This is a genomic window from Candidatus Viridilinea mediisalina (assembly GCF_002532535.1).
In the GTDB taxonomy this organism is placed as follows: Bacteria; Chloroflexota; Chloroflexia; order Chloroflexales; family Chloroflexaceae; genus Viridilinea; species Viridilinea mediisalina.
On the sequence record NZ_NQWI01000037.1, the window covers coordinates 1 to 26,150 of the forward strand.

Annotated in this window: 17 protein-coding genes and 3 tRNA genes; 11 read left to right on the forward strand and 9 right to left on the reverse strand. The window is 59.2% G+C overall.

Translation table 11 applies throughout. The features are described 5' to 3' along the window. Positions 1-194: 194 nt before the first annotated feature. The 5 genes from CJ255_RS09990 (at position 195) to CJ255_RS10010 (ending at position 7,272) form a co-directional block, all read left to right on the forward strand. Positions 195-452 (forward strand): HypC/HybG/HupF family hydrogenase formation chaperone, encoded by a 258-nt coding sequence (locus CJ255_RS09990; RefSeq protein ID WP_097643962.1) that lies wholly within the window; start codon positions 195-197, stop codon positions 450-452. Between the two features lie 203 nt (positions 453-655). Further along, the gene (locus CJ255_RS09995; RefSeq protein ID WP_097643963.1) at positions 656-892 is read left to right on the forward strand and encodes a ChpI protein; all 237 of its coding nucleotides are present in this window, start codon (positions 656-658) and stop codon (positions 890-892) included. A gap of 21 nt (positions 893-913) precedes the next feature. Beyond that, on the forward strand, positions 914-1,996 hold the full coding sequence (hypD, locus tag CJ255_RS10000) for a hydrogenase formation protein HypD (RefSeq protein ID WP_097643964.1): 1,083 nt from the start codon (positions 914-916) through the stop codon (positions 1,994-1,996). A 27-nt stretch (positions 1,997-2,023) separates the two neighbouring features. Further along, positions 2,024-3,070 carry a hydrogenase expression/formation protein HypE gene (gene hypE, locus CJ255_RS10005; RefSeq protein ID WP_097643965.1) on the forward strand — a complete coding sequence of 349 codons (1,047 nt, stop codon included), beginning with the start codon at positions 2,024-2,026 and terminating at the stop codon, positions 3,068-3,070. A gap of 8 nt (positions 3,071-3,078) precedes the next feature. Then, a complete protein-coding gene (locus tag CJ255_RS10010; RefSeq protein WP_097643966.1) occupies positions 3,079-7,272 on the forward strand; it encodes a bifunctional RecB family nuclease/DEAD/DEAH box helicase in 4,194 nt (1,397 codons plus the stop codon). A gap of 154 nt (positions 7,273-7,426) precedes the next feature. Here CJ255_RS10010 and CJ255_RS10015 read toward each other — a convergent pair whose 3' ends face one another. After that, positions 7,427-8,149 carry a phosphate/phosphite/phosphonate ABC transporter substrate-binding protein gene (locus CJ255_RS10015; RefSeq protein WP_097643967.1) on the reverse strand — a complete coding sequence of 241 codons (723 nt, stop codon included), beginning with the start codon at positions 8,147-8,149 and terminating at the stop codon, positions 7,427-7,429. A 142-nt stretch (positions 8,150-8,291) separates the two neighbouring features. Between CJ255_RS10015 and CJ255_RS10020 the strand changes: the two genes are divergently transcribed. The 3 genes from CJ255_RS10020 to CJ255_RS10030 all read left to right on the forward strand — a co-directional run bounded on the left by CJ255_RS10020 (position 8,292) and on the right by CJ255_RS10030 (position 15,451). Further along, positions 8,292-9,512, forward strand: a complete 1,221-nt coding sequence (locus CJ255_RS10020; RefSeq protein WP_097643968.1) for a hypothetical protein — start codon at positions 8,292-8,294, stop codon at positions 9,510-9,512. Positions 9,513-9,628: 116 nt separating this feature from the next. Further along, on the forward strand, positions 9,629-10,855 hold the full coding sequence (locus CJ255_RS10025; protein ID WP_097643969.1) for a hypothetical protein: 1,227 nt from the start codon (positions 9,629-9,631) through the stop codon (positions 10,853-10,855). Between the two features lie 75 nt (positions 10,856-10,930). Continuing rightward, complete coding sequence (locus tag CJ255_RS10030; RefSeq protein WP_097643970.1) at positions 10,931-15,451, forward strand: KH domain-containing protein; 4,521 nt, start codon at positions 10,931-10,933, stop codon at positions 15,449-15,451. Positions 15,452-15,883: 432 nt separating this feature from the next. Here CJ255_RS10030 and CJ255_RS10035 read toward each other — a convergent pair whose 3' ends face one another. Further along, positions 15,884-16,450, reverse strand: a complete 567-nt coding sequence (locus CJ255_RS10035) for a DinB family protein (RefSeq protein WP_097643971.1) — start codon at positions 16,448-16,450, stop codon at positions 15,884-15,886. 138 nt (positions 16,451-16,588) lie between these two features. Then, positions 16,589-17,932: a GTPase HflX gene (hflX, locus tag CJ255_RS10040; RefSeq protein WP_097643972.1), complete on the reverse strand. Its 1,344-nt coding sequence runs from the start codon at positions 17,930-17,932 to the stop codon at positions 16,589-16,591. A gap of 275 nt (positions 17,933-18,207) precedes the next feature. Here hflX and CJ255_RS10045 point away from each other — a divergent pair, with 275 nt between their 5' ends. After that, a complete protein-coding gene (locus tag CJ255_RS10045) occupies positions 18,208-19,068 on the forward strand; it encodes a fumarylacetoacetate hydrolase family protein (RefSeq protein ID WP_097643973.1) in 861 nt (286 codons plus the stop codon). Positions 19,069-19,244: 176 nt separating this feature from the next. Beyond that, positions 19,245-22,280, forward strand: coding sequence for a transglycosylase domain-containing protein (locus CJ255_RS10050; protein WP_245863309.1), 3,036 nt, complete (start codon positions 19,245-19,247; stop codon positions 22,278-22,280). 288 nt (positions 22,281-22,568) lie between these two features. Here CJ255_RS10050 and CJ255_RS10060 read toward each other — a convergent pair whose 3' ends face one another. The 5 genes from CJ255_RS10060 to CJ255_RS10080 all read right to left on the reverse strand — a co-directional run bounded on the left by CJ255_RS10060 (position 22,569) and on the right by CJ255_RS10080 (position 24,273). Continuing rightward, on the reverse strand, positions 22,569-23,324 hold the full coding sequence (locus tag CJ255_RS10060) for a MinD/ParA family ATP-binding protein (RefSeq protein ID WP_097643976.1): 756 nt from the start codon (positions 23,322-23,324) through the stop codon (positions 22,569-22,571). 175 nt (positions 23,325-23,499) lie between these two features. After that, positions 23,500-23,763, reverse strand: coding sequence for an acyl-CoA-binding protein (locus tag CJ255_RS10065; protein ID WP_097643977.1), 264 nt, complete (start codon positions 23,761-23,763; stop codon positions 23,500-23,502). Between the two features lie 137 nt (positions 23,764-23,900). Further along, positions 23,901-23,990: transfer RNA gene (locus CJ255_RS10070), tRNA-Ser, on the reverse strand. A 48-nt stretch (positions 23,991-24,038) separates the two neighbouring features. Beyond that, positions 24,039-24,130 (reverse strand) — tRNA-Ser (locus CJ255_RS10075). 67 nt (positions 24,131-24,197) lie between these two features. After that, positions 24,198-24,273 (reverse strand) — tRNA-Trp (locus CJ255_RS10080). Between the two features lie 200 nt (positions 24,274-24,473). Here CJ255_RS10080 and CJ255_RS10085 point away from each other — a divergent pair. Next, positions 24,474-25,334 carry a fructosamine kinase family protein gene (locus CJ255_RS10085; protein WP_097643978.1) on the forward strand — a complete coding sequence of 287 codons (861 nt, stop codon included), beginning with the start codon at positions 24,474-24,476 and terminating at the stop codon, positions 25,332-25,334. On the opposite strand, the gene CJ255_RS10090 is transcribed toward CJ255_RS10085, so the two are convergent. Further along, positions 25,267-26,049, reverse strand: a complete 783-nt coding sequence (locus CJ255_RS10090; RefSeq protein WP_097643979.1) for a glycerophosphodiester phosphodiesterase — start codon at positions 26,047-26,049, stop codon at positions 25,267-25,269. The two genes, CJ255_RS10085 and CJ255_RS10090, sit on opposite strands and share 68 nt — an antisense overlap. Positions 26,050-26,150 lie beyond the last annotated feature (101 nt).

Consider the following 26,150-nt stretch of genomic DNA (forward strand, 5'->3'; position numbering starts at 1 on the left):
CTATTTTCTATTTTCTATTTTCTATTTTCTATTTTCTATTTTCTCGTTCCTACTGGTGCCGAAAACCTATTTTCTATTTTCTATTTTCTATTTTCTATTTTCTCGTTCCTACTGGTGCCGAAAACCTATTTTCTATTTTCTATTTTCTATTTTCTATTTTCTCGTTCCTATACCCTTCCCTTAGGAGGTCAATCATGTGCCTTGGTGTTCCCGGAAAAATCGTCGCCCTTGACCCGGATAGTGAAAGCATGCCTATGGGCAAAGTCAGCTTTGGCGGCATTGTCAAAGAGGTCTGTTTGGCCTACACCCCCGAAGCGCAGCTCGGCGACTATGTGATCGTGCATGTTGGCTTTGCCTTGAGCATCGTTGATGAAGCCGAGGCGCAACAGGTTTTTGCCTATCTCCGTGAGATGGATGAGCTTACGGAGCTTCAGGTTGAGCAACCGGAGTGATGGTTTATACCATTTACGATTGTAGATTGCCGATTGCAGATTGCCGAACATAGCGTCCCAATGGGCGTTAGCGTTCTTGATAAGGCGGCATGTTCAAGGGTAATTGGTATTATGAGGATGCGCGGGGTTGTAAGCCCCAACGATGTTGGTGTAGCCCTAATCCATACCTTGACCACAGGTATAACTATTATTATACTGGCAACATGAAAACAGCTATTTCCATACCCGACCCGCTCTTCCAAGCGGCGGAGCAATATGCTCAGGAACAAGGTCTCTCACGAAGCGAATTGTATGCCCGAGCCATTCAGCATTATCTCCAAACCTATCGTTATCAAGGCATAACCGAGGCACTCAATCGAATTTATGCAGAAGAAGATGCATCTATTGAGCCTGGGTACATTGCTGTGCAAACGCAGATTTTGCCGAAGGAAGACTGGTAATGCATCAACCAGAGGCTCCCCATGAAATATGTAGATGAATATCGTGATGCCACGGATGTGCAGAGGTTTCTACAGGCGCTGAGGCAGGTGGTGCGCCGCCCGTGGACGATTATGGAGATTTGTGGGGGCCAGACCCATACGTTGGTCAAGTCGGGCTTGGAGCGTATGTTGCCGCCGGAGGTGCGCCTCGTTCACGGCCCGGGTTGTCCGGTCTGTGTGACGCCGTTGGAATTGATTGATCGGGCCCTTGCGCTGGCCGCCCGCCCGGAGGTGATCTTTACCTCTTTTGGTGACATGCTGCGTGTGCCGGGCTCGCAACAGGATCTGTTGAGCGTTAAGGCGGCAGGGGGGGATGTGCGGATTGTCTATTCGCCCTTGGATGCGGTCAAGTTGGCCCAGAAGCACCCTGAGCGCGAAGTGGTCTTCTTTGCGGTGGGCTTTGAGACGACGGCACCCGCTAATGCGATGGCGGTCTACCATGCCCAAAGGTTGGGCTTGAGCAACTTTTCGATTCTGGCGGCGCATGTGTTGGTTCCACCGGCGATGGCGGCGCTGCTGGCCGCGCCCAATTGCCAAATCCAGGGCTTCTTGGCAGCCGGGCATGTCTGTGCAATCATGGGCTATGAGGAGTATCTGCCGTTGGCCGAGCGCTACCGCGTACCCATTGTGGTCACCGGCTTTGAGCCGCTCGATCTGCTGCAAGGGATCTACATGACCGTGGAGTTGCTTGAACGGGGCGCGTGGGGCGTAGAGAACCAGTATGTGCGCGCCGTCACGCGCAAGGGCAACCAGCATGCCCAGCGGATTATGCACGAAGTCTTTGAGGTGCGTGAGCGCCAATGGCGCGGCATTGGCCCGATTGCCCAGAGTGGGCTGGGGCTCCGGGCGGCCTATGCAGCCTATGATGCCGAGCAGAAGTTTCATGTAGCGACCATCAAAGCCAATGAATCGCCCCTTTGCATTGCGGGCCAGATCATGCAAGGCTTGGCCCGCCCGCCCGATTGTAGCGCCTTTGGTACCCAGTGTAGCCCCGAACAACCACTTGGTGCGCCGATGGTTTCGTCTGAAGGGGCATGTGCGGCCTACTATCAGTTTAGGAAATAGGAGACAGGAAGTAGAAGGACGCCCACAATGTCCCTAGAACTCCAATGCCCGTTGCCGCTACACAACTACCCCACGGTCACCATGGGCCATGGTGGGGGTGGGCGCTTGAGCCAGCAGTTGATCGAGGGGATGCTACGCCCCGCTCTGAGCAACCCGGCGCTTGATGCGTTGCACGATGGTGCTCGTTTGGCGCTTGGTGGTGAGCAGGTGGCTTTCACGACCGATTCCTATGTGATTAGTCCGCTCTTCTTTCCTGGTGGCGACATTGGTGCACTGGCGATCCATGGGACAATCAATGATCTGGCGATGTGCGGTGCCCAGCCTTTGGCGCTTGCAGTGGGCCTGATTATCGAAGAGGGCTTGCCGATGGAGACGCTCTGGCGTGTGGTGCAGAGTATGCAAGCCGCCGCTCGTGAGGCTGGGGTTGCGGTGGTAACGGGTGATACCAAGGTGGTTGAGCGGGGCAAAGGGGATGGTATCTTCATCAATACGAGCGGCATTGGTCTGATTCCGCCTGGCATTGTGCTCGATCCGCGCCGCGCCGCGCCCGGCGATCATGTGCTGCTCAGTGGGCCGATTGCGAACCATGGCATTGCGATTATGTCTGTGCGTGAAGGTTTGGCCTTCGAGACGGCCCTAGAGAGCGATTCGGCGGCGCTGCATGGCTTGGTGGCGGGCCTGCTTGAAGCTGTTGGTACACATGTGCATGTGCTGCGCGACCCCACGCGGGGCGGTGTGGCCTCGGCGCTCAACGAGATTGCTCAAGCAGCCGGGGTTGGGATGAGTCTTGATGAAGCGGCCATCCCGCTGGACGAGGCGGTACGCGGGGCCTGCGAGATGCTCGGATTGGATCCGCTCTATGTTGCCAATGAGGGTAAATGTTTGGCTATTGTGGCCCCTGAACAGAGCGAAGCGGCCCTCGCTAGCATGCGGGCCCACCCCCTGGGCCAGTCTGCCGCGATCATTGGCCATGTCAATAGCACCAATCCCGGACGGGTTACGCTGCGCTCGCGCATCGGCGGTAGCCGCGTGGTGGACATGTTGAGTGGTGAGCAACTTCCGAGGATCTGTTAGTACCATCTATGACTCAAAAATTTCACCTCACCGCTTCGATCATTGTCTCCCATTTTAAGCATCGCTGTGACCGACGCTTGCGCTGGGGCGTCGTTGCGAAACAGGATCGTGGGAAGCCTGGGCTTGGTTGGAATGTGCCCGCCCATTTGCGTAGCCATAACCGTCCTGGCATCGGGCTGCTGATGGCAGCGGGCGATGCGTTTGAACTGGAGCGCGTCCAGGCGCTGGAGGCGAGCCTCACGACCACGCCGCCGCTGCCGGGCTTGGAGCAGCGCCTGCACCACGCCGGTTTGCAGCAAGAGCGGGGACGTACCCGGGTAGTGCCGTTGCCGCTCAACGATACAATTGCGCTGCTGCGCCAGCCCACACCGCCCCGTTTCATCGCTCAGGTAGACATCAATCTCGCTAACCACCAGGCCATCGCGGAGCGCTTTTTGCGCCAGTTTGGCCTTGATCCCAACCAGATCGAACTGGGCGTTTCGCGTCCCGATCTGCTCGAACTGCTTCCTGCGACGCCCGACCAGCCCCAGCGCCGGGTGCGCGTCTGGGATTTTAAGGGCAGCCAGGTGCCGCGCCACGAACATTATATCCAGGTGGCTTTCTATACGCTGCTGCTAGAGGCGGTGTTGGCTGAGTTTGGCCTGCCCGATCTTGTGGTTGACCCGCAGTTGGCGGTGATTGAGGCGCGGCGTGAGCGTACCATTTGTGAGTTGGCACCCTACCGTTTGGCCTTGAGCGACTTTCTCTGCAACCGCCTGCCCGCACTGCTGGCGCTGCCCGCTGCTGAGGCCCACTTCCACGTCCATGCGGGTTGCACGCTCTGCGAGTATCTGGAGGAGTGCCGGACCCAAGCCAATGCCGCCTTCGATCTCTCGCGCCTGCCCTACATCAGTTCCGAGTCGAAGCACCACCTACTGGCCGCCGGAGTGCGCAGCCATACCGATCTGGTCGGCCTTGATCCAGAGCGCGACCAGCAGCGCATTGAGCAGTTGCGCCAACTGAGCCACGATCTGGCCAGTAACCTCGTGCGCTACCTCGCCGCAGCCCAAGCCCTGCATGATGGCACGCCGCGTCTCTTAGCAACCCATAGCTTCCAGATGCCCGCCTACGAAGATGTGCGCGTCGTTATCTCCGCCGAGCAGGATGGAGTGACTGGCACATGCTTTGCCTTGGGGCTCAAGAGCTACGAGGGCTGGGACGAGGGGCGCGGGCGTCCGTTGGGCCAGGAGCATGTCTTCATCGCTGAGCATGAGGGTGATGAAGTAGCTATGCTGCTGCCCTTTCTGCAAACCCTCAACCGCCTGTTGGAAGCGCTTGATGCGGAAAATGAGGCCCAACGTGGCCAACCGCTTGATAGTGATCCGCGCATCGCTGCCGCAGCCCAAACGCATCTTGCGGCCCAAACGGAACTGGCCGATTTCAAGCAGACCCACGCTGCTGCGTTGCGGAAGCGTGATGCCAATGCTACCGCGTTACGGGCCAAACGTACGGAACTAGAACAGGCTGAAAAGGAGGCAGCCAAGGAGCTCAAGTTGGCTTGCAGCCTTGTGCAGCGCGAACAGCGCCGTGCCCAGAAGCGGCTCCACTTCTACTTCTACGACACCCTCGATCTGTTGGTACTCAAAGGGCTGATCGAGCGCCACATGTTCGCCAGCGAGCCGCCTGAATTGCGCGTTGAACTAGACAACCTGATGCGCCTCTTCCCCCCCGAAGCGGTGCTGCCCGATGCCGAGACCTTCCGTAGCATCCCGGCGACGATTGTGGTGCTGCTGCTCCGCAAACTGATCGCCCTGCCCATCCCCTATGCCTACGATCTGCGCGAGGTCGCACAGTGCTACCAACCACACAAGGGGGGCTTCAGCTTTCGCACGCGCTACGGCTTCAGTTGGGAACACTCCAACCAGATTGCTTTCGAGCGCATCCACGATGTATGGCGCAACCAGGATTTCACCTATACCCAGCGCGGCAAAGCGGTCAGGCTGACGCCAAAAGAGATTGTGCGGGAAATTGGGCAGGCTGTGCGTGCCAAATTGCGGGCGAGCGATGCGATCATTCGGCGCATCAAAACCGACTTTAAGGAACAGTTGCTCTTACGCAAAGAACCTTTTCGCCTCTACAAGCTCGGCGATCCGCTCCAAGCCCAGATGCTGGAAGCCTTGCGCATCTTTACCACGCTTGAGGTTAGCCATGAAGAACTGGCGACCAAGCAGCGCCACACCCTGCCCGTGAGCGACCGCGTGGCCAGTTTTGTCTGCCTCTCAGGGCTACGCGCCCTCACTGATGATCTTGATGCGGAAGGCTGCCTCTGGTTTACTTTCGACCCCGTTGCTGCTGATGCCAAATTTGAACCTGGCGACTTTAATCTTGTGCTGACACCTAGTGACCAGCCGCATATTCTGTTGAGCGAGATTGACGGCGAGCTCTTCAATACCACGAGCAACCGTTGGCGCTTTGCGCCCTACAAGGTGACGCTCTGCGCCTATGATCTCCACAGCAACCCGCCCCGTGTACAACTCAAAGCAGAGCACCCCCCACAATTCCGCAAGGTCTTTGAACCCGACCAGACCTACGTGCTGGATCGCCTCTTTGTGGACTACAATTCACCAAAGGTCTTTGAGGTACTCCAACGGATCGCCAGCGCCCCTGCGCCTGCCGCGCACCTGCACGCGCTTATGGCCACCGCGACCAATCCTGCTTGGCAGCCCTGGATGCCTGACGTAGTGGGCCTTGAAGACGCCATGCGCCAACTGATCAGTGCCAGCGGTAGCGACCCCGACGGGCTGCTCAATGAAGGCCAATGGCAGGCATGGCGGGGCGTCTTCCGCGAGCCACTCACGCTTGTCTGGGGGCCGCCGGGTACAGGCAAGACCCACACGATTGCCCATATGCTGATCGGCGCGATCCTTGCTGCCCGTATTCAGCAACGGCCCGTGCGCGTCCTCGTGAGCGCCTTCACCCACCATGCGATCAACAACGTGTTGCGGAAAGTGGGCGAACTCACTGCGCGCTACGGCCTTGGGGCCGACCTGGTGCAGTTGGGCAAACTGCAGCGCAACGCCCCCGCTGGGCCCGATCCTGAACTGCCGGGCGTTTTGCCGCTCGACACCAAAAGTTTCAGTAACAGCTTGGAGAACGCCAGCCCCTGCCAGATTGTAGGTGCCACCGTCTGGGCGCTACACCACGCCATGCAGCAAGCGGGCGACCTCTTGCAAGCCTGGTTCGATCTGATTCTGATTGACGAAGCCTCGCAGATGAAGTTGCCCGATGCGCTGATCGCCTTTGCCGCAAGCAAAGCGAGTGCCCAGATCATCCTCGCGGGCGATGATCGCCAACTGCCGCCAATTATTCATGGCGACTACCCCGAAGAGCAGCAGCACCTGCTCAGTTCAGTCTTCGCCTTTGTGCGCCAGCGGGTGGAAGTGGAGCGCCCCGAATTAGAAGCACGCATCCTCTTCCAGCTCGAAGCCAACTTCCGCATGAACGAACCGCTCACCGCCTACCCCCGCGATGTCCTCTACCATGGGCGCTTTTTTGCCACCAAGCCAGCCATCCGCATCGCCACAAGTAGCATGCTCCAAGCTGCAACCGATGATCTCGTGGATTTTTTGCTCCACCCGGAACGGGCAGTTATCTTAGTGCGCTATCAACCGCCGCACAGCTACACCGCCCGCAACCCATTGGAAGCGGCCCTTGCCACCCAGATCGTGGTGCGGCTGCGTGACCTGCTGATAGATCAGCGCAGCAATCTGGTCTATGATGCAGCCCAATTCAGTGCGGAAGGGGTCGCGATCCTCGCGCCGCACCGGGCCCAAAACAGCGCTATTAGGCAACAGTTGCGCAATGTAGGCTTTGACAGCGCCAACCAACCCATGCCCCTCGTAGACACCGTAGACAAACTCCAGGGCCAAGAGCGCGACGTGATCATCATGTCTTACGGCGTCACCGACAGCGAATATGCCGAAATGGAGGCGGAGTTTCTCTTAAGCAGCAAGCGTTTCAACGTCGCTGCAACACGAGCGCGCCACAAACTGATTGTGCTCTGCGCCGACACGATCCTCGACCTCGTACCCACCGATCCGCAGGTTCTCAACGATGCCATGATGCTGAAAGAATTCCGGCGCTACTGCGACAGCGGTATGCGGCGCTTGCGCTGGCCGGGGGGCGAGGGGGAAGTGGTGGTGCAGTGGAAGGATTTTGGGTAATACCCTTGTTCTTCCGCTTTGGCGGCTACGCCGCCAAAGCGGAAGAACAAGGGAGCGGAGCGCAAACAGCGCAGCTTTGTTGCGTTCCTTATATTCTGCGTGAGCGTTTTGCTGTTCTGTTCTTCTGTTCTGTTGTTCCTCTGTTCTTCTCCGCTTATGCCATCAACTCACGGATCGTCGCCAAGTTCGCCGCATCCACCGCTTCCCAACCGGGCATATTCAGGTCGTTGAGTACCTCTTTACCCAGATTGTCACTCGTCATAGCCACGAGGGCTTGGCGCAACTGCTCGGCCTGCCCGGCCAAGCTAGGCGCAACACAGAAGGAGTGGAAGGCGCACTGCTCATTGGTCGTATGCAGCAACGTGACCATCGCCTGGCCTTGGGGCGAAAGATCCGCATAGGAGTCGCGGTCAAGAACCCCGTAGGGCGCATCGCCCCCCCAGACGGCTTGGACAACACCGAGCCAGCTATCGCGGCCAACAATCTCACCAGGGTTCATGCCTTGGGCCTGAAGCATGCGCATAGCCAGTTTCATAGGCAGCGTGCCGTTAATCGTCGCCAGCTTCGCCCCACCCATCTTGGCCACCGCAGCATCAGCCAACTCGGTACTCGCCACCACCACCGCCTCATCGAACCGTCCGGTCACCCGTGCAATGGCGCTATAGCCATGCTGATCCACCAACTTCAGGGTATCACCAGCATTGGCATAGACCAGATCGCTGGCCGCAAAGCGCTCGTGGAAATCGGCAAAATCGAGCGCCAAACCAAAACTGACTTCCAGACTCATGCTGTTCGAAAGGTACTGAACCAGACGATACCAGCCTTCAGAATTGCGAACGGTGTCGTGTGGGCAGACGGCTAATTTGAGGTTTCCCATGGTCTATACTCCTTAGTATGCTCAAGCTGTACGCGAGGTGGGGCAGGTGGTACAGCACCAACCGCTTGGTTTTATGTATCGAGTATACTAAAATTCTGTAACCAAACCGTAACCTGAAGCATAACATATTGGGTGTTTCACTATGGGCACATTTCGTATCTTGACCGCGACCGACTACGAGCAACTCAAACCGATGCTTGCACGGGGCGCACGAGCGAAGCAAGCACCACCCGAACGGCAGCGGCAACTACAACGACTTGAGCAACGAGTACAGAAGTATCAGCAGCGTTTCCGTTATGATCACGCTCGTGGTGGGGCATTGCCCCAAAACCATGATTGGCGTCCCTATCGCTTTACCGTCCAGAATGTCTTGCTGGGGGCAACAGTAGTACGCCATAGTCGTGAGCATAACTGCTTGGAGGTGGATGCGTTTCTTACTGCCCATCCGCGCGAGTATGACCAGCTTGCGGCAGCGCAGGCGTTGACCTGCTTTCTGCTTTCGGAGGCCTATAAGTGTGGTGGGAGCCTCGAGTTGCGTTTTACGCCCCATGTGGCTGGTGGGCACCTGCCCGCTGAGTTGTGCGCGTTAGCCGAGCGCCACCATGTCCCATTAGCTGACGCGAGCGCTGGGCGTCTGCCGAGCAGTGCGGCGCGCCTGCTCTACTTGGCGCTAACCGGCTTTGCCCCGGCGGTGCAGCAGCGCCTCTTGGCGCTCGATCAAGCGGGGGCGCTGACGCTACCTCGTGCTTGCTACGCGGTACACCATGGCGTCTGGAGCCGCGAGCAGGTGGAGTTGCTCACCTTGGGCAGCCGTCGCCCCGAACGGCTGCTGGCTGGCTTGAGTCAGCCGCAACAACGCCACAGCTACCAGGAGGATCTGTTGCATGCCCGCGCCGCTGTGCTGACCGGGCGGCTCGACCGCCGCCTGCGTCATGGCGATAGTACCGAGGGCTACGTGCCAGCCCCCCTCGCATTGCGCTCCTCGTTCCTACCGGCACCCTACGCAATGGCCTATGTGGCTGGTGAGGCATTGACGATTCCGTGGATCTACCCGCAACGCAGCGCCGAACTACCCGCCGGTAGTCGCTTGCTGGCGGTGGTGCGGGCCCGTGATAGTGCTGATTTCTTGCACCACCTCGGCGACGATCTGCGCGTGGCGCAACAACTCCGTGAACGTGCTGCCCAGCCAACGCTCATTCTCATTCCGGGCGACTTTGTCGATCTGCCAGTGGCCCAACGTCAACGCATGCTGAAAGCCTGCCAAGAGGCTAAAATCGGCCTGCTGGTCTGCCCTGAATCCACTCTGAACCTCGACACAGAAGCGGCTGAACGTTTGGCATTGAGTAGGCTTTTGCGGATATAATACCATTTACGATTGCAGATTGCAGATTGTAGATTGTAGATTGCCGATGGCGTCCCAATGGGCTTTCGCGTTCTTGATAATGCGGCATGTTCAAGGGTAATTGGTATAATATCGCAATGACCACCTCAAAACTCTACCTCTGCGCGTTGCCCCGTGCGGTCTGGCTGGCACCGGCTGCACGCCACGGATTACAGACCGACTTGGTTGATCTGGTGAGCGAGGCGCTGGCCTGTGAGCGGCGCATGCGGAAGGCGATCAATCTGAGTGAAGAGCAGCGGCGCTATACACGCTGCTGCCAACGGATTGAGCAGCAGGTTGCGGCGAGTCCGCGCTTGGCGCTCTTTAAGCGTGGCGAGGAGTTTGCCAGCCTGGTGCGGAACGGGCGCTTTCCGCTCTTTCCGCTGCACCCAAGCTACCTCGACATTCTGGCCCAAGCGGCGCAACGTGGTGCCGCACCGGAGCGTCTGGGGGCGTCGTTCTTCCCGCCGCAGAGCCTGACGGCCCACCGTGAGGCCTTTGCCCATTGGGCCAGTCAGCAACGCCTTGAGCAGGTTGCGGCAATCCAGCACCGCATTGCCTTCCTGCGCCTCGCCGAAGCCAACGCTTGCGGCGTGGTCGAGTGGCAGAGCCCCTTCCATAGCAGCGCCCCCAATGAGGCCACGCCTCCGCCGGTACGGCGCGTCTTTGCTGCCGCTACCCTGCCCCCGCCCGCGCAGGAGCCAGCCCCCGCCGAGCGATCTGAACATTTCCGCCACAAGCTCAAAACTAACCTGCGCCAACACATCCGCAACGCCCTTGCTGCAGGTGAGCCAGTAGCTTTTGGTAGCGCAGCCCCCCACGATGTCTTTACCGAAGTGCTGCACGAGTTGGTCTACATTCCGGCGGGCAGCGACCTGAAACCCTTGCCGCTGCGCGTCGTCTATAACGACGGATCCGAAGCGGCACCCTTTCCCATCTTTATGCTACCGCGCGATCCCCGTCCGCTGCCGGAGCTACCGCCGCTGCGCGTGGCGCTGATGAGCATGCGCCACGCCGAACTCGATGCGCTCGTTGATGTCTGTTGGCTACGCAACCGCGACGTGTCACGCGCCCGCACCCTGGCGGAGACGGATGAATTCTGTTATACAGCAACGATCAACCAACTACGCGAGAGCCTAAGCGAAGGCGATCTGCTCATTCACCTCTACCACACCGGCTTCACGCCCGCCGTGATCGGCTTCTACCGTGGCTTCGCTCAGATCCTGCGGGGCTTACGCACCCGCCGCATCATGCGACGGCTGATTGTGGTTCCCTTCTATTACCGGGGTGAAGACGGCTACGCGATGGGGACAGCGTGGCAGTGATTTGTTGGCTTCGACAGGCTCAGCCAACGTCACACACCGATGGTGTTCGGTAGAGTAGCATAAAGGAATCAGCCTATGGCACGTGAGTGGTTCACCGAATGCCCCGACTGTGGGCGTAGTTTTGGCTTTGCCGATGCGGTGTTGCAACAGGCGGAAGAACGTGGCGAGGTTCGTCCTGAGCGCTGTGCTGCCTGTAGTGCGATCTATCGGCGCGAAGTGGCTCACCTTGGTCAGCCGACCCACCCGTTGCCGCCGCAGCACCCGCTGCCCGCGACGGGGCTGCGGGGGGCTGAGTTGGGCTATTTGCAGCGTCGTTACCAGGAGCCAAAGCCGCAGGAGCAGACGCCCCAACCACCGCTGGATCGCTTTGCCCTGCGTGAGGCGCACGTCGCAGAAATCTGTGCGCTCTGCTACCGCCACCAAGTGCTGGTGCTGGTGGCCCCGACGGGCAGCGGCAAGTCTACGCTGCTGCCCTATCGCTTGATGCAGCCGCCTACGCAGCGCCCCGCTGAACCTTTTGCGGCGCTTCTGCCCCCCGAAGGGCTTGCGCCACAGCTCTTTACGCGCCACGGGCCAATTATTGTGACCCAGCCCCGTATTCAGGCGACGCGCCAGATTCCTAGTTTTGTTGCCCATGATCTGCACGGCGCGAGCCTCGGCGCCGGTTTTGATGTGGGCTTCCAACATAGCGGTCAGCGGGCGAGTGATCGCCATAATCGCCTGATCTATATGACTGATGGGACGCTGCTTAATCTGATTGTGCGCGATGAGTTGGAACGGGTTGGTACCATTATCATTGACGAAGCGCACGAACGCAGCCTGAATATTGATCTTATTTTAAGCCTCCTGCGACCACGTTTGCGCCGCTTTCCCCATTTGCGCCTGCTGATTCTGAGTGCGACGATTGAGCCACAAGATTTCGTGCAGTTCTTTGGTGGGCCCGCCGATCTTCCGCTTGCTACTGTGCAGCAGCAGCCGAACGCCAATGCCCAACTTGCCGCCATGCTTGCCCAGTCGCCAGTGGGTTGCTACATGCTGCCGGAGCAGCGCGCCTTCCCGCTTGAGGTGCGTTTCCGCCAGCAGGCACCGCTGCCTGAGGAGTTACTGGTGGGACGTATGTATGAAGAGGTGGCCAATACGATCTTTGATCTGCTTTTGGCCATGCACCAACGCGATCCCGCCACGCCCCAGGGCGATATTTTGGCCTTTTTGCCAGGGCGTAAGCCGATTGAACGCGCTATTGATCGCCTGCGCGACCTGCTGCATAGCGAGGCCGATTACCGCCTCGCCGCACGGGTAGACATCTTTCCGCTCTATGCCACTCTGCCCCAGACGCGCCAAGCGGCGGCTCTGCGCCCATCCAAGGATAAACGACGCATCCGTGTGGTCATTGCGACCAACGTTGCCGAAACGTCGCTCACGGTGGAGGGCATTGTTCATGTGGTGGATAGCGGGCTGATCAATCAGGCCAGTTGGGATGCTGCGTCGCAGACCACCGCTGTGGTGCCGACGCTGCATAGCCAGGCGGGTTGCCGCCAGCGTTGGGGTCGCGCCGGGCGCACCCAACCCGGCGTGGCCCATTGCCTCTACACCAAGGAGCAGTTTGCCGACTTTGCGACCCAGACGCCGCCTGAGATTGCGCGTGCGCCACTGGAGCCGTTGGTGTTGAGTGCCAAGGCGGCGGGGGTGGACGATCTTGCTGCTTTCGCTTGGCTCCACGCCCCGCCCGCCGATGAATTGGCCCGCGCCACCCGGGCGCTTCAGTTGGTCGGGGCACTCGATGACCAAGAGGACATTACGCCCCACGGGAGTGAGTTGCGGACGATTGCCGACGAGCCGGAGATTGCAAACCTGATGCTGCTCGCCGACCGCTTCGGCTGCGCGGTGGAGATGGCGACCATTCTGCCCATGCGGCGCTTGGATGGCTACGCCAGCCTGTTGCAGTGGGATCGTGAGTGGGATGCGGCAACCAAACGGGCTGTGCGGCGCATCCATCAAGGGCTGATCGGGCCGTGCCGCGATGATGTGGAATTTGCGCTAAAGCTCTGGATGGCCTGGGAAGGTAGTGGCTTCGGGCGGAGTAAAGAGCGCGAGCGATTGGCGTGGGCCGAGCAGTTCTTTGTCAACCATACGATCTTTAGCGAACGCCTTGTGCGCGAACGCGATCTCTTGCTACACAACATGGCCGTGCGACGGCGCAATCAACAGTTGCGCCCCTGCGATCTGGGGCTGCTTGATCGGCTACGCATCGTCATCACCTACGGCCTGTCGCACCAGATCTACCAGACTGAAACACAGGGCGATGAGCGGCGTTACCGCCTCTATCTGCGCGACGCGGCCCTGGCCTCTGATCAGAGCAACGAGCTTGAACTCAGCCCCAATTCTATCTGCTTTGGGCAACCGCCGACCTACTTTGTCTGCGGTAAACGCCAACGGGCACGCAAGCGCATGACGCCCCTGGCGGCACCACTGAGTTTCACTGCTGCCTCCTTCCTGAGCCTGGTTGAAGCGGCGTGGCTGCCAGCGGTCGGTGGGAGTCACCTTGGCCTCGCCCGCCTCATTGCCAACACCACGCGTGATGCTAACGGCCTGCTGCAACGCTCCACCAACCCCGCGTGGCTCTTCATTGACCAGCGCTTTCCGGTGGGCTCGCGCATCAGGTGTAGCCCGACGCACCAAGGGACACTGCGTATCCACGAACTCGAAGCTGCCGCGCCACCCTTGCGCCCCAATGCGAGCAGCGAGTTGATTGAAGACCCCGACGACATTGAGTTGCTCGCCAGTGAAGAGGCGCTCGGCGCAACCCTGGGCAGTCGTGAGATCAAAGTGACCTTTGCGTCTAGTGCCCCGGCCAGCGCTGCCGAACTCTTTGATAACGATGGTCAGGAATCTACGTCAGAACCATCCACTGCGCTCCTGCAGGATGCCCCGCTGCCCCACGGGCGTATGCTCTACGGGCAGCCCCCCGCCACCCAACAGACCTTTAGCGCCATCGTTGCGGGCTACGATCAACACCAGCCCCATCAGCCCATTGTTCTCTTCACACCGCTCCAAGAGCCCTCGCCCTTCGCTCAGTTTCAGGCGCGCTACCGTGAAGGCCAGAGTATCAGCGTTGAGGTGCAGAGCATCGAGCGCTACATCAACGACGGCCTCTTCTACCTGATTGTGCGTGAGCCGGTGAGTGGCCTAGAGATTACCCTTGATCCCTATGACTACAGCCTAAGCGGGCGTAATGTTGCGGTGGAACTGCTCGCCAGTGCCCCGCCGCGCACGCAACTCCAGGTGGTAGTTGAAGAGATCAACAGCGAGTTGGAACAGGTGCGTGTCAACCGCCTCGCAGCCTCGCAGCAAGCCACCGCGGCCCTTGTTGCCAACGGCGAGCGTGTGGTGAGTGGGCAGATCGTGGATGTACGCGACAACGGCATCTTTGTCTGGATCGAACCGGAGCAGACCGAAGCCTACCTCCCGGTCATCCTCTTTGTCCATGTTGATCGCCTGCCACCGCGTGCCGACGAGTTCAACCTGGGCCAGCGTTGCCGTCTACGCATGCAAGCGCGGCGCTTCCAGCGCCCATTGCGGATCAGCCTCGATCCCGAAGACCTGCCGGGCAAAGAGCGCAAGGCGCTCGTGCAGCGCCTCGGCCCCAACTGGGACGAAGCGAGCCAAGCGTTGATCACCGATCAGCCCTTGAGCTACGCCCGCCGTCGTGAACTGCTGGAACTGAGCAACCACGTTGGCTACCGGCGTAAACTCAACATCCTCTTCCGCCGCTCCAATGAACTGGAAGTACGTGTGATTGACGTGAGCGGCCTTGAGTTGCTGCGCCCCTACGCCGAAGATGAGCGCCCTGTGCCCGTCACCATTGCGGGCATGCACAACGACCTCGTCTTTGTCCGCACCCATGAGGGCTACGAAGCGCCCATCCAACGCCGCGAAATCAGCAGCGCAATGCCTCAACTGCCCATTGCTCTTGGTCAACAACTGGAGGTACGCATCCGCGAATTCAACCCCGAAGAGGGGCGCGTCCAATTCACGCTCCGCAGCAAAAAACCTGCCCCGCGTGAAACGTGGCAACTCGTCTTGCAGGTCAACCCGGAGATGGTCTTCCGCATGATCGGCAAAGGCGGCGCGGTGATCAAAGCGATCCGCAGCCAGAGCGAGGTGCAGCGCATTGATCTGGAGAAGGATGACGCTGGCAACTCAACCGGACGTGTAACAATCATTGGCGCTAGTCAGGCCCACGTCGAGCGAGCGCACACCCTGATCAACCAACATGTCTTGGCGCTAGTCGTCAGCCCGGCGGAGCGGAGCAACACTCCTGCCGAAGCGCCGCCACGGCGCACAGCGCAACAGAGCAAAACACCCCAACGCGAACTCAACCTCACCCCAGCACAACTCAGCGCACTCACACGCAAATCAGGTGGGCTCTTCAGCAGCCTCTTTGGCGGCGGCAAGAGCAAATTGGAGACGATCCAAGCGCAAACCAGCACCCAAATCACTCCACTTGGCACCAGTGGGCGCATCCGCATCACCGGCACAACCATGAAGCAGGTGCATGATGCGGTAGCGAAGCTTAACGAAGCGATCAATCGGTGAGTGGGGGAGCGGAAGAACAGAGGAGCGGAAGAACGGAAGAACAGAGGAACAGAGGAACAGAGGAACGGAAGAACGCAAAGGAGCGCAATAAACAGCGGTGCCTTCGCCCCTCTCCCACAACGTGGGAGAGGCGATGCCCTGCCCTTCGACAAGCTCAGGGGCTGCTTGTCGAAGGGGGTAGGGGGTGAGGGCCATCCTGGGTGCCCCCAAGCCCTATCTGCGACTTCACAATGCTGTATCCTCTGTGCCCTCTGTGCCTCTGTGGTGAAAAACCTCGTTAGCGCGAAAAAGCCTTGGGTTGGCAGGCTGCCGCGCCGCTTGGCTTCGACAGGCTCAGCCAGCGGCGCGGCCCAGGACTTCTTCGCGCTAACAAAACCTCTGTGCCCTCTGTGCCTCTGTGGTGAAAAACCTCTGTGCCCTCTGTACCTCTCTCTACTCCGCCATGCTCTGGCGCACAATCTCCTCGATTTGCGCGAGATGGCCAAAGCCATGGGCCAAGCCAAGAGCGTGGCGACCAACGGCATTCACGCGGGGGCCACCGGGCCATGCCTCCTCCTCAAGCTCCAAGTGGGGGGCATCGGGCCAAACTGCTAGGCAGGCCAGCATCATACGGCGGCTCTCCTCCAGCCGCGCCCGCACCTGTGCAATGCTCGTGACCGTCTCCCAGGGCACTTCATAGCGCGAACGCCCGTGGAAAGCGACGCCACGGGCCTGCTCGGCCCCCAAAAAGGCGCACTCTTCGCCACCTGCGGTGACATGCACCACCACATGGCCAAGCGTCCAGGCAATATGCGCATCGGACTCAGTGGCTGCCGCCGGATCGTGGGCATCGGGATCAATTGGCACAAAGACCACAGCAGCATCGTTGCAATCCGCAATCAGGGCCAGGATGCGATCAATCAACTCGTTGGTCTCACGGGCCAAATCGTCCTTCGTCACCCCCTCTAGGACCTCAGCGAGAGTTTGGGTGCCGGCTATGACTGGTTGGAGGTCAAGCATATGGGTTCTTTCTGTGCTTTGGGATGGTTTTAGGAAACGAGGATGCGTGAGGCGAAGACGCGATGACTTCGCCTCACGCATCCTCGCCTCACGCCTCACGCCTCTTCGCAGGGCGAGTTTTGCGCTACTTCCTACTTCCTACTTCCTACTTCCCCGCTGCCACGGCGCAAATTGGGCTGCCAGTTCGCTCGGTAGCCGTCCGTGGATGTGGGTGCCTTCGTTGAGGTATTCTTCCTGTTCAACGATGCCCCGTTCACGCCAGAGCGAGACGAGATCGTTGCGTTGGTAGGGGATCAAGACCTCTAGGGTGACCATGGTAGCGGCGAGGGTTGTTTCGATGCGGGTGAGTAAATCGGCGAGCCCCCAGCCCTGTTGGGCCGAGACAGCCACAAAATCGCTGGGGAGGCCCATGTCGGCTACAATGTCACTCACTGCCGCTGCCTCAACCCCCTCCATCTTGTCCACTTTGTTGAGCACAGTGAGGGTTGGATGCTTGCCAACACCAAGCTCGCTGAGGGTCGTTTCGACCGTCTGGGCGTGCTCTTGGGCGTTGGGGTGGGTTAGGTCAACCACATGGAGCAGCAGATCTGCCTCATTGATCTCCTCTAGGGTGGCGCGAAAAGCGGCAACCAATTGGGTCGGAAGTTTTTGGATAAAGCCGACCGTATCGGTGAGCAGGAGGGCTTGACCACCCGGCAGCGTAATCTGGCGCGTGGTTGGATCGAGCGTCGCAAAGAGTTGGTTGGCCGCGTAGACATCCGCGCCGGAGAGGGCGTTGAGCAGGGTACTCTTGCCCGCGTTGGTATACCCCACAAGGGCCAGCACAGGTACACCACTCTGGCGGCGACGCTTGCGATAAAGTTCGCGGTGGCGATGCACATCGGCCAACTGCTCCTTCAGCCACGCAATGCGCCGATCAATCAAACGGCGGTCAATCTCCAACTGGGTCTCACCGGGGCCACGCAAGCCCACAACGCCCCCGGCTGAGGTGCCACCACCTGTACCCGCCTGACGCTCAAGGTGGGTCCACTGCCGACGTAGGCGCGGCAAGAGGTAGTGGTACTGCGCCAACTCCACCTGCAAACGCCCCTCGTGGGTGCGGGCGTGCTGGGCAAAGATGTCGAGAATGAGCGCCGTGCGATCCAACACGCCAACCTGCAACTCCTGTTCAAGGTTGCGCGTCTGGCTCGGACTCAATTCATCATCAAAAACAACCAACCCTGCGTTGCTCTGTTCGCGCAGTTCAGCAACCTCCTTGACCTTGCCGGGGCCAATGAAGAACTTGGGTGAAGGCTGATCGAGGCGTTGGAAGATACTACCTACCACCTCAAGACCAGCGGTATGCGCCAGCAATGCCAATTCACGCAGCGAATCGGGAGCACTCCAGGGGCTCTTCATGCTGGCAACTTCAGCGCCCACCAAGAGGGCGCGGGTTCGCGGCTGCGCCGTTGCGTGCAGGCGCTTGCCGTCCTGAGTTCGCACGTCTTCTATGATGGTCTCTCCTTTACTTCCATGAGTCAAGCGTACTCTGTTATTGTAGCATTGCCTTTTGGCTCGTGCCAAGCGACTAAAGTAGGATGAATTTACCTCCGGTGGGGGTGCGGGGGCGTTGCCCCATATGCATTGCGGCGAAGCCGCCAACACGGAACACAAAACGGGGTTTGGGGCGTAGCCCCAAGCCCCGCTAGGGGCTCCGTCAAAGGGAAGGTAGCGTATAATGAAGCGTTAAGGCTAAAGCACCAACATAAAGGAACACCATGAAACTGATTACCTATCACCATGCGGGCCAAGAGGCTCTTGGTGCGGTTCGTGAGGATGGGGTTGTGACCCTGAGTAGCCTGGCGAGCAGTATGCTCGCCCTGATTGACGGTGGCCCGACGCTGTTGGCCCAGGCGCGTGAGTTGGTGGCTCAGGCGCACAGTACGATCCCTTTGGATCAGGTCACGCTCTTGGCCCCAATTCCGCGACCGCGCAAGAATATCATCTGCTTGGGGCGCAACTATGCCGCCCATGCCATCGAGTCGCTACGGGCGATTGGGCAGCCAGAGCAGTTGCCGAGCCACCCGCTCTTTTTTAGTAAGGCGCCGACGGCGGTTACCCACCCCAATGCGGTGATTCCCCTGATGCCCGAGATCTCCGCACAGCGCGATTGGGAGGTGGAGTTGGCGGTGATTATCTGGTTGCCTGCCCGCCATGTATCCAAAGCGGATGCGCTGGACTATGTCTTTGGCTATACGATCCTTAATGACATCTCGGCGCGCGATCTGCAGAGCCGCCATCAGCAGTTCTTCTTTAGCAAGAGTCTTGATGGGGCCGCACCCATGGGGCCATGGATTGTCACCAGTGATGAATTGCCCAACCCCCACAACCTACGGATTCAACTACGGCTCAATGGCGCGACGATGCAGGATGCCAATACGAGCCAGATGATCTTCGATATTCCTACATGTATTGCCATCCTCACCAGTGGTCTCACCCTTGAGCCGGGCGATATTATTGCCACCGGCACGCCGAGTGGCGTTGGTCTGGGCATGACGCCGCAGCGCTGGCTCCAGGCGGGCGAGGTGCTTGAGTGTGAAGTTGAGGGGATTGGGGTGCTGCGTAATCCGGTGGCTTAATACCAATTACCCTTGAACATGCTGCATGATCAAGCACGCTAACGCCCATTGGAACGCCATGTTCGGCAATCTGCAATCTGCAATCTACAATCTACAATCGTACATGGCATAAGGCATGCTATACTCATGCCATGCTAAGAAACCGACATATACGCCGAACATCTGGTGGGCACCGCGTGGCGCGGCGGCCCGCCTTTCCGGGGATGCTGCGTGGCCGACGCACGCCCCCTTCCTCTGGGATGGGCTTACGCCTGGTAAGTCAGTTGGGCGTTGCCCTCGTGGTGGCGCTCGTTGCCGTGGGCCTCAGTATGGGCACGATGGCCTATTCGGTCTATGCCAATACGGCAGCCTCACTCACACCCCGCCTTGCCGCTCTTGATGAGCGCGAACTCTTTCAGACCTCGCGCATCTTTGATCGTAATGGTGTGTTACTCTATGAGTTCTTTGATGCCGGACGACGTACCAATGTGCCGCTTGATCAGGTTTCACCTCTGCTGATCAATGCGACGATTGCGATTGAGGATAAGACCTTCTTTACCAATCCGGGGATCGATTTTGCGGGTATGGTGCGTACCCTGGCGAGTAGCCTGTTAGCGGGCGAAGAGACGGGTGGTGCCTCGACGATCACGCAGCAGGTGATTAAGAATAGTGTCCTCACCGAGGATGAACGTGTCCGCGAACGACGCTATGAGCGGAAGCTCAAGGAGATTATTCTCGCTCAGGTGCTTGATGAACGCTTTAGCAAAGAAGAGATTCTTGAACTCTACCTGAATGAGAACTTTTATGGCAACATGGCCTATGGGATTCAGGCCGCTAGTGAGAGCTACTTTGGGGTCAATGCCAGCGATCTGAATCTCAACCAAGCCTCCTTGCTGGCCGGTTTGCCCCAGTTGCCCACCTTCTACAATCCGATTAACCACCTCGAGCGCGATGATCAGGGCGGCTATCTGCCCGGCGTGATCCTCGAGGCTGGCTGGCTGGAACCGGGCCATCGCCTGCCGCCCACGGTGAGTGCGCCACGCTGGCGCCAGGTTGCGGTGCTGCGGCGCATGGTTGAAGATGAGTATATCAGTGAGGCGGAAGCTCGTGCTGCTGTCGCCGAGCCGCTGCGCTTTACGCGCCAAGAGGTACCGCTCAATGCGCCCCATTTTGTCTTCTATGTGCGCGACCAGATTCAGGAGCGCTATGGCCAACAAGCGCTCTTTGGCGGCGGGTTACGCATCTATACCACCCTTGATCTGAATCTGCAACAGATGGCTCAGCAGAAGGCGGCGGAACGCATCGCTGAACTAGAGTCGCGTAATATCCATAATGCCGCCGTGGTGGTGATGCAGCCCTATACCGGCCAGATTTTGGCGATGGTTGGCAGTATTGACTACAATGCGATCAAACCGACACGCACCCCCGGCGAAACGGGCAATGTGCTCGATGGCCAAGTCAATGTGACCACCCGCGAACGGCAACCCGGCTCGGCCCTCAAGCCCTTTACCTTCCTCGCGGCAATGGAACAGGGCATGACCCCTGAGACGGTCATTTGGGACGTGCCTACCGATTTTCCCACCGGCATGGCGGGCCAGTGGTATACGCCGCTCAACTACAATGGGCGCTTTAATGGCCCAGTCCGTATGCGTACCGCCCTGGCCAATTCGCTCAATATCCCCGCCGTGAAGGCGCTCCGGTTCGCGGGGATTGATGAAACCCTCGATCTCTTTGACCGCATTGGGATTAAGCAGGGGCTGAAGCGTGGCCGCGATTTCTATGGCCTGGCCCTAACCCTTGGTGGTGGGGAGGTGACGCCCCTTGAATTGACGGTGGCCTACAATACCCTAGCGAGCAATGGCCGCTACTACCCGCCCGTTGCCATCCTCAAGGTGACCGATGCCGATGGTCAGGTACTCGAAGAGTTTACCCCCTACCAAGCCGAACATGTGGTTGAACCAGAACTGAGCGCAATTATCACCGATATGCTCAGTGACGACCGCGCCCGCCAAGCGATCTGGGGGCTCAATAGCCCGCTCCAACTGAGCCTGCCCTCAGCCGTCAAGACCGGCACGACCAACGATTGGCGCGATGCCTGGGCCGCAGGCTATACCCCCTTTGTCACCATTGGGGTCTGGACGGGCAACAATAACAACGAGACCACCGCGCGGGTCGAGAGTCTCACGGGTGGCGGGATCATCTGGCGCAACATCATGGAGGAGCTCTTTGTCTGGATGCGTAACGACGAGCGCTACCGCCAACTCTTTGCCGAGCCGTTTGGCACCACGACGCCACCGACCGACTTTGTGCTGCCCGACGATGGGCTCTTCACTCGTCCGATCTGTGAGCTACCAGGGCCGTTTGGCGGCTACAACGAGGAACTCTTCACGCGCACGATGCTCACGACTATCTTTAGTGAGACGGCGCGCATCGCTTCTGGCCCCGAACTGGATCGACAACTCAATCAACTGAGTATTCCCTGCGACATCTTCCGGCGTGTGGAGGTGGTGCGTATTCCCTCCGAAGCGGATTGGAGTTTCGATGGGGAAATGATGGTGCTTGCCCCAGGCGGCGGCGCCGAAGATGCTGAGATCGGTGAAGGTGAAGGTGGCTTCTGTCGGCCCGAAGAGGGTGCTACCTACCCAGCAGGGCTCCGGCGCACCATTACGCTCTGGAACATCCCACCGCCCGACCCCTTCATGCGTGTGCGCTACACCTGGTCTGGTGGTTCGGCCAGCCATGACGTGGATGTAGAGAATCTACCAAGCTGTAGCGCCGCTATGTTCGAGCCACCAGTGATTGAGCAGGAGGAAGAACCCCAACCCCCGATTGCGGGCGCGATTCTCATGCCCGACCTCAAGGGGCTTGGCGAAAATCAAGCGCGACGCCTGCTCGAAACGTTGGGAGTTGATCCGAGTAGTATCCATGTAGACTACCAGGATCGCTCGCGCATCGGGGCCGAGTTCGACCGCTACGGTGCCTATGTGGTTCTCAGTTCGTTGCCAGTAGCGGGCGACTGGATTATTCCGGGTACGGCAGTGATCTTGGGCATCCGCGCCCCCGAAGCCGAGCCTGCCCCCGCACCTGCGTATGAACCAGAACCCCCACCGCCACCAGCCGAGCCAGACCCGGCACCGCCGCCCCCCGAAGCGCCTCCCGAACTGCCCCAGCCCGAACCAGGCCAACCGCCTATGCCGCCGGGCCTGCCGCAGCCGCTGCCACCGGGGTCATAATTACGATTGTAGATTGTAGATTGTAGATTGCCGAACATGGCGTCCCGATGGGCTTTAGAAGCTGTCTGAAAAGCCGGGGGCGCACGCTGGAGTGCCGGCTTCAGCCGGCTAAAGCCGGCACTCCAACGCAAAACCATAGACTTTTCAGACAGCCTCTTAGCGTTTCCCCGCGCCCTCGCGCCCTCGCGCCCTCGCGCCCTCGCGTCCTCGCGCCCTCGCGCCCTCGCGCCCTCGCGTCCTCGCGCCCTCGCGCCCTCGCGCCCTCGCGCCCTCGCGTCCTCGCGGCTCCTACGCCATCAAACGCACCACGGTTTGCCGGTAGAGCGCCGAGATTGGATGATCCGGAAAGCGCAGCACAAAGATACCCATCGAGGCGAGGGCCATGAGATCGTCGGAATGGGGCAATACTGCGACCACTTGGACACCGAAGGTCTCTTCGACCCGTCGCTGCACAATGGTCGCATCATAGCTCAATGGAACTTTGTTGACCAAGATGTGCAACTGAGGCACCTCAAGCTTCCGTGCGACCTCGACGGTCACGCCGGTGCCTTGGTAGTCTTGCTGATCGGGGCGCAACACCACCAAGAGGATATCTGAGACCGCAATGGAGAGCAGCGTCTCTTCATTCAAGCCAGGGTGGGTATCAATCAGTAGCACATCGAGGTCAAGCACCTCACGCAGGCGCTGAAAGCCCTCACTGAGTTCACCGGGATCATAGCCTTCACGCAGAACGCGGGTAATGGCCCCCGACTTGATGCTGGAGGGCACCAGAAAGACGCGGCCATCCACAGGGGCACCAAGCAGTGGGGTGACATCGTAGGCCGCCGCTTCAATCGGGCATTCGTTATGCAAATAGTCGTTGAGGGTGAGACCAATGACCTCATCATCAAGCCCAAAGATGACATGGATGCCTGGTGATTGAATATCGGTATCAATGACGCCCACCCGGTAGCCTTGGGCTGCCAACAGGGCCGCGATGTTGGCCGTGGTATTGGATTTACCAGTGCCGCCACGAAAGGAGTGAATCGAGATGATGCGTCTCATTGGCCTGCTCCGGTAGAGTTGTGGGAGCTTGTCAACGCTGATCTGCGTTGTCTAAGAGGCTGTCTGAAAAGTCTATGAACTGGCGTTGGAGTGCCGGCTTCAGCCGGCTAAAGCCGGCACTCCAGCCGTGTGCCACATCGTGTGGAACGACACTGAGGCCCTTTTCAGATAGCTTCTACCCACCCGCCTTCAATTGTTCAACGAGGGTAATATAGTCTTGCATTGCTTGTTCCTCATTGACACCTTTCAATTTAGCCCAAGCATCATACTTCATACGCCCCTGCATATCAAGAATACCCGGACGCGATCCACTCACATCACCAAGCGAGCCCTGCTTATAGAGGGCATAGAGCCTCAGCAACACATCATTCCCCGGGCGCTTCGGCAGTTGTTGAACTTCTTGAGCCGCTTGCTCAAACTGAGCCTTCAGATCGCTCATGGTATCCTCCTTGATGCCATACTCCACTATGCATCGGCGCATATTGCGCGCTGCGTCAACGGAATCCTACCATTGTCACGCTCATGACGCAAGGCCATACCTCAAACAACAAAACCAGCCCGTAGGGGCTGGTTGGTTGGCGGGGAGGGAGGGATTCGAACCCTCGACAGGGTTGCCCCTGTAGCGGTTTAGCAAACCGCCGCACTAGGCCACTATGCGACCTCCCCGTGCATTGATTGACGCGAATTGTACCATAGCTTGCACGATTTGCCAAATGGAGGGGGCGGTGGGATTCGAACCCACGGGCCCTGTTAGGGGCCGTTCGCTTTCAAGGCGAATCCGTTCAACCGGGCTCCGGCACGCCCCCGCAGTCGCTTGCAAACTATACGGGCGTCTCCACCCATGCGGATACGCCCGTTATTTGTGTGAACTTGTGGCAGGCGGGACAGGAATCGAACCTGCAACCTGCGGATTTGGAGGCCGCTGCTCTGCCAATTGAGCTACCCGCCTTTGCTCGTGCAAGATAATACCATATGTGGGCGCGTTTTGCAACTCGTGTGGCGTTGCTTGATCTTATGGTGTATGATGATAGGTGTCTTTTTGGGGCCAAGCCCAATACTTTTTACATTCCAAGGTAGCGGTAAGGGTGTGCGCGGGAACCAGGTTCCCGCGCACACCCTTACCGCTACCTTCGGATAAGGAACTACCCAGTGCTCCCTCCTGAACTTGAAACTACGCTTGTTGCTGCGGTTGGGCCGTTGACCCGGGTGGAGCCGCTGGGGGGGAGTTTTGGTGCTGCGTTGCTGCGGGTGACGACAAGGCAAGGCCGTTTTGCGCTGAAATGGGCTGCTGCGGGGAGACCGGCGTTGATGGTTGCGGCTGAGGCGCATGGGTTGCGTTGTTTGGCCGCTACTCAGGCGCTGCGGGTGCCTGCTTTGGTGGCTGCGGCTGAGGCTTCGGCTGAACCCGCTTTTATTCTGGTTGAGTGGCTTGATGGCGCTGGGACGCGCCCCGATTTGGCGCGTTTGGGTGAACAGTTGGCTGCGCTGCATCGCCACGCTGCGCCTGCGTTTGGGCTTGAGGTTGATAATTTTATTGGCGGTACGCCACAATCCAATCAGTGGCTTGAGGCTTGGCCCGCGTTCTTTCGTGAACGCCGCCTGCGCCCACAGGTAGCGTTGGCTGCCGAGTCAGGCCGTATGCCTGCGCTCCGCCGCCATGGCTTTGAACGCCTCTTTGCCCGCTTGGATGCGCTCTTAGCAACCGATGAGCCCCCGGCCCTGATCCATGGCGATCTCTGGGCTGGCAATGTGGTCGCTGCCCCTGGCGCGACGCCCGCCCTGATTGATCCCGCTGTCTCCTATAGCCAGCGCGAGGCTGAGGTAGCCTATACGGAACTCTTTGGTGGCTTTGGCCCGGCGTTCTATGCGGCCTATCAGGCCGCTTGGCCCCTTGAGCCTGGCTATGCCGAACGCCGTGATCTCTATAATCTTTACCATCTGCTCAATCACCTGAATCTCTTTGGGGAAAGCTATGGGATGCAGGTGGATCAGATTTTACGTCGCTATTAATTGGGATGACACTTTTGCCCAAGGCTGGGTAGTTGGTGATAATGCCGGTGACCCCCAGGGTAGCAAGACGCCGCATGCGCTCTGGTTGGTCTACAGTCCAGACGTTGACTCCGTAGCCGGCACGACGAGCCAGGGGAATGATGCGGTCGAGTCCGGGTAACCCTTCGTAGGGATGCCAGGTATGGGCCGCAATGCTGCGTAGGGCGAAGAAGGGCCAGAATTCGCGTAGGCGAACGTTGGGTCGCCATGTGCGGATGCCCATGAGGTAGCCACGTTGGAGCTCTGGTGCTGTCCGTTGAAGCTCTTGGAGGGCTTGAGGGTAGAAGGAGGAGATTAGCACCCGATCACTGAGTTGGTACTGGCGCACAAGTTTGGCACATGCTGTTGCCATGCCATGAGCTTTGAGTTCGATGTTGAGCAGGATGCCACTCGTGCGAGCAAAGTCGAGGACTGCTGCTAACGTAGGTACGCGCTCGCCGCCAATGTCGAGTTGCTGCAACTGCTTGAGGCTGCATGTGGCAACCGGACGCCCTTGACGCTCCCAATGTTCTGTGGTAGCGTCATGAAAGACCACGAGGTAGCCATCGGCGCTGCGTTGCAGATCAAGTTCGAGCATTGCGGCCCCTTGCCGTTGCGCGAGTTCAAAGGCGGCCATGGTGTTCTCCGGGGCTTCGCCCGAAGCACCACGGTGGGCGATGATCATGGGTGTGTTCATATGTTTGGTCGTGTTTCAGGATGCGTTACCGTTTGCGAGGACGCGAAGACGCGAAGAGGCGAGGATGCGACGCCCTCGCCTCTTCGCCTCACGCATCCTCG

What these genes read in the sequence shown, in the direction of transcription:
- CJ255_RS10030 (WP_097643970.1), top strand. Translation starts at nt 10,931, where the DNA reads ATGGCACGTGAGTGGTTCACCGAATGCCCCGACTGTGGGCGTAGTTTT.
- hypD (WP_097643964.1), top strand. Translation starts at nt 914, where the DNA reads ATGAAATATGTAGATGAATATCGTGATGCCACGGATGTGCAGAGGTTT.
- CJ255_RS10060 (WP_097643976.1), bottom strand. Translation starts at nt 23,324, where the DNA reads ATGAGACGCATCATCTCGATTCACTCCTTTCGTGGCGGCACTGGTAAA.
- CJ255_RS10065 (WP_097643977.1), bottom strand. Translation starts at nt 23,763, where the DNA reads ATGAGCGATCTGAAGGCTCAGTTTGAGCAAGCGGCTCAAGAAGTTCAA.
- CJ255_RS10035 (WP_097643971.1), bottom strand. Translation starts at nt 16,450, where the DNA reads ATGCTTGACCTCCAACCAGTCATAGCCGGCACCCAAACTCTCGCTGAG.
- CJ255_RS10010 (WP_097643966.1), top strand. Translation starts at nt 3,079, where the DNA reads ATGACTCAAAAATTTCACCTCACCGCTTCGATCATTGTCTCCCATTTT.
- CJ255_RS10015 (WP_097643967.1), bottom strand. Translation starts at nt 8,149, where the DNA reads ATGGGAAACCTCAAATTAGCCGTCTGCCCACACGACACCGTTCGCAAT.
- CJ255_RS09995 (WP_097643963.1), top strand. Translation starts at nt 656, where the DNA reads ATGAAAACAGCTATTTCCATACCCGACCCGCTCTTCCAAGCGGCGGAG.
- CJ255_RS10020 (WP_097643968.1), top strand. Translation starts at nt 8,292, where the DNA reads ATGGGCACATTTCGTATCTTGACCGCGACCGACTACGAGCAACTCAAA.
- CJ255_RS10045 (WP_097643973.1), top strand. Translation starts at nt 18,208, where the DNA reads ATGAAACTGATTACCTATCACCATGCGGGCCAAGAGGCTCTTGGTGCG.
- CJ255_RS10090 (WP_097643979.1), bottom strand. Translation starts at nt 26,049, where the DNA reads ATGAACACACCCATGATCATCGCCCACCGTGGTGCTTCGGGCGAAGCC.
- CJ255_RS10025 (WP_097643969.1), top strand. Translation starts at nt 9,629, where the DNA reads ATGACCACCTCAAAACTCTACCTCTGCGCGTTGCCCCGTGCGGTCTGG.
- CJ255_RS09990 (WP_097643962.1), top strand. Translation starts at nt 195, where the DNA reads ATGTGCCTTGGTGTTCCCGGAAAAATCGTCGCCCTTGACCCGGATAGT.
- hypE (WP_097643965.1), top strand. Translation starts at nt 2,024, where the DNA reads ATGTCCCTAGAACTCCAATGCCCGTTGCCGCTACACAACTACCCCACG.